This window comes from Ornithinibacter sp., assembly GCF_035443565.1.
GTDB lineage: Bacteria > Actinomycetota > Actinomycetes > Actinomycetales > Dermatophilaceae > Fodinibacter.
On record NZ_DAORSO010000181.1, the window covers coordinates 1 to 3,899 of the forward strand.

Sequence of the window (3,899 nt, forward strand, 5' to 3'; positions counted from 1 at the left end):
CACTTCCGCGAGATGGGCGTCGACACCCAGAGCCAGGACTTCACGGTCGTGGGCGTCGGTGACATGAGCGGTGACGTCTTCGGCAACGGCATGCTGCTCTCCGAGCACATCCGGCTCGTCGCGGCGTTCGACCACCGGCACGTGTTCATCGACCCCGACCCGGTGGCGGCCGCGTCGTTCACCGAGCGGCAGCGACTGTTCACCCTGCCCCGGTCCTCGTGGGACGACTACGACCGGTCGCTCATCTCGGCCGGGGGAGGGGTCTTCCCCCGCTCGCTGAAGTCGATCGACATCACGCCCGAGATGGTCGCCGCCCTGGGCCTGCCCAAGGGCACCTCGACGATGACCCCGGCCGAGCTGATCCACGCGATCCTGCTCGCCCCGGTCGACCTGCTGTGGAACGGCGGCATCGGCACCTACGTCAAGGCCGCCACCGAGGACCACCTCTCGGTCGGTGACCGGGCCAACGACGCGATCCGGGTCGACGGCCGGCAGGTGCGGGCCAAGGTCATCGGCGAGGGCGGCAACCTCGGCCTGTCCCAGCTCGGCCGCATCGAGGCGGCGCTGAACGGGGTTCGGGTCAACACCGACGCCATCGACAACTCGGCCGGCGTCGACACCTCCGACCACGAGGTCAACATCAAGATCCTGCTCGGTGAGGTCGTGCGCGCGGGTGGTCTGACCACCGAGGAGCGCAACGAGCTGCTGGCGTCGATGACCGATGACGTGGCCGAGCACGTGTTGCGCGACAACTACGAGCAGAACGTCCTGCTGGGCAACGCCCGCGCGCAGGAGCTGTCGATGGCCAGCGTCCACGAGCGGCTCATCCACTGGCTCGAGGAGCGCGGTGACCTCGACCGCGGCCTGGAGTTCCTGCCCACCGACGCCGCGATCGAGAAGCGGGTGCACGAGCGCCTGGGCCTGAAGTCGCCGGAGTTCGCGGTGCTCGTCGCCTACGCGAAGCTCGCCCTCAAGGAGGACATCCTCGCGAGCTCGATCCCCGACGACCCGTACTTCACGCGCACCCTGGCGGAGTACTTCCCGCCGCCGATCCGGGAGAGCTACGCCGACGAGCTCGCCGAGCACCCGCTGCGCCGCGAGATCATCACCAACTCGGTGGTCAACTCCATGGTCAACCGTGGCGGCATCACCTTCGCCTTCCGGGCGCAGGAGGAGGCCGGAGCCACCCCGGAGCAGGTCACGCGGGCGTTTGTCGTGTGCCGTGAGGTCTTCGGTCTGGCCGACTTCGTCGCCAAGGTCGAGGCGCTCGACAACGTCGTGCCGACGACGGCCCAGACGGCGCTCTACCTCGAGTTCCGGCGCCTGCTGGACCGCGCGGTGCGGTGGTTCCTCACCTCCCGCCCGACGACGCTGGACATCGGCGCCGAGATCGAGCGGTTCGCCGGCACCATCGGCGACCTCGGGCCCCGGGTCGGCACGTTGCTGCGCGGCGAAGAGAAGAAGCGCCTCGAGCGCAAGGTCGCCGAGTTCCGCAAGGCTGGGGTGCCCGACGACCTCGCGGAGCACGCGGCATCCATGCTCGACTGGTACTCGCTGCTCGACATCGTCGACATCGCCACCGACACGGGTCGTGAGCCGGATGCCGTGGCACCGCTGTACTACCTCGTCTCGGAGCGCTTCGGCATCGACACCATGCTCGGCAAGGTCACCCGCCTGCCGCGCGACGACCGGTGGGACGCCCTGGCTCGCGGCGCGCTGCGCGACGACCTGTACTCGGTGCTGGAGTCGTTGACCCGTGCGGTCATCGAGACCGGTGGCACCGGCACCGAGCCGGCCGAGCAGTGGAAGGCTTGGGAGGACGCCAACAAGGACGCCCTGACACGCAGCACCACGGCGCTCGCGGCGATCCGCCGACTCGACAACCCGAACATCGCTGCCCTCTCGGTGGCGCTGCGGACGCTGCGGTCGGTCATCCGCTCGGGGGCCGCCACCTGACCGCGGCCGCGTGACCTAGGGTTCTGCGCGTGAGCACCCTGGCGGACATGCTGCGCGACACCACTGACCTCGAGCCGGCGCAGTCGGAATGGCTGCACCTGCTCGCGGGTGACTGGCAGCTCATCGCCGACCTCTCCTTCGCCGACCTCGTGCTGTGGGTGCGGGTGCGCGGCGGTCTCGCGGGCTGGCGGGCGGTGGCCCACGTGCGGCCCAACACCGGGCCGATGGTCTTCTACGACGACATCGTCGGCACGACGTCGAGCAGTGCCCGGGCGGCGATGCTCGACGAGGCGGCGCGCACCCACCGGCTCGTCGCCAAGCCGGTGACGGCGATGCACGACGACGTCTCCATCCGCGAGGATGCCGTGCCCGTCGTCCACGCGGGCCACACCATCGCGGTCGTCACGCGACACTCGAACCTCACCGGGGCGCGCACGCCCAGCCGGCTGGAACTGACGTATCGCAACCTCGCGGACGCCCTCATGCGGATGGTGGCGTCCGGGGAGTTCCCCTCGGCGTCGGCCCCGACCGGGATGCGCCGTGGCGCGCCCCGGGTCGGTGACGGGGTCATCCACCTCGACCCCGACGGGGTGGTGCGCTACGCGAGCCCCAACGCCGTGTCCGCCGTACACCGCACCGGACACGTGGGCAACGTCGTGGGTGAGGTGCTGGCGCAGGTGGTGGCCGACATCGCCGCCCGCGGCGGGAACACGGTCGACGAGTCCCTGGCGGTCGTCGCCATGGGGCGGGCCGCCTGGCGCTCCGAGCTCGAGACCGCGAGCGCGACCATCACGCTGCGGGCGATCCCGCTGACGGTTGGTGGAGTGCGCACCGGGGCGATGGTGCTCCTTCGTGACGTCTCCGAGCTGCGCCGTCGGGAGCAGGAGCTGCTCACCAAGGACGCGACGATCCGCGAGATCCACCACCGGGTGAAGAACAACCTCCAGACGGTCGCCGCGCTGCTGCGCCTCCAGTCACGGCGGGTCACCGACGAGGCGGCGCGGGCGGCGCTCGACGAGGCCGTTCGGCGGGTCGGCACGATCGCGCTGGTGCACGAGACGCTCAGCCAGGGAATCGACGAGTCGGTGAACTTCGACGACATCGCCGTGCGGGGGCTGCGGGCCATCGTCGAGGTGGCCACGCGCGAGCACCGGGTCGACTCGACCTTCACCGGAAGCTTCGGCCGGATGCGCGCCGAGGACGCCACGGCGCTCGCCATGATCATCTCCGAGCTCGTCCAGAACGCCGTCGAGCACGGCTTCCCTGACCGTGCAGGCACCGTCGACGTCGCGGTCGAGCGCGAGACGCTCGACGACGGTGAGGAGCAGCTGACCGTGGTGATCACCGATGACGGGGTCGGGTTGCCCGCGGGCTTCCGGCCGGTGCTCGCCGGCCTCGGCACGCGCATCGTGACCTCGCTGGCCTCCGACCTGCGGGGGCGGATCCGCTGGTCCAGCAACGAGCCGCACGGAACCCGGGTGGAGTTCGTCGCGCGGCTGCGCCCGCTCAGTCGCTGAGGGGGTGGCGGTGTGCGGTCAGCCTGCGCGGCGGGCCCGGGCGTTGCGGCGCTTGAGGGCGCGGCGCTCGTCCTCGGACATGCCGCCCCAGACGCCGGCGTCCTGCCCGGACTCGATGGCCCACTTCAGGCAGGTGTCCACGACCTCGCAGCGGCGGCACACGACTTTGGCCTCCTCGATCTGAGCGATCGCCGGGCCGGTGTTCCCGATGGGGAAGAACAGCTCGGGGTCCTCGTCGAGGCAGGCAGCGCGGTCGCGCCAGTCCATGAAGGGTGCTCCTTGTCGCGGATGTAGCAGAGGTCGAGCGCTTGAGGGGGTGGTGCAGACGCCCGCTGGGTGCGTCGTCGCAACCAAGACGGACGTCCACAGCACAGACGTCCGTGGGGCAACACTACCGGTAACCGTCGAATTCCGTGAGGGTTTGCT

General features: G+C 70.6%; 3 protein-coding genes. 2 read left to right on the plus strand and 1 reads right to left on the minus strand.

Annotated elements, in window-relative coordinates:
• Positions 1-1,956: NAD-glutamate dehydrogenase domain-containing protein (locus tag PLL68_RS12935; RefSeq protein WP_324534713.1), on the plus strand; the 1,956-nt coding region annotated here is incomplete at its 5' end.
• Between the two features lie 29 nt (positions 1,957-1,985).
• A complete protein-coding gene (locus PLL68_RS12940) occupies positions 1,986-3,473 on the plus strand; it encodes a sensor histidine kinase (RefSeq protein WP_324534715.1) in 1,488 nt (495 codons plus the stop codon).
• Between the two features lie 18 nt (positions 3,474-3,491).
• On the opposite strand, the gene PLL68_RS12945 is transcribed toward PLL68_RS12940, so the two are convergent.
• Positions 3,492-3,740: a WhiB family transcriptional regulator gene (locus PLL68_RS12945; protein ID WP_159903993.1), complete on the minus strand. Its 249-nt coding sequence runs from the start codon at positions 3,738-3,740 to the stop codon at positions 3,492-3,494.
• Positions 3,741-3,899: the final 159 nt, after the last annotated feature.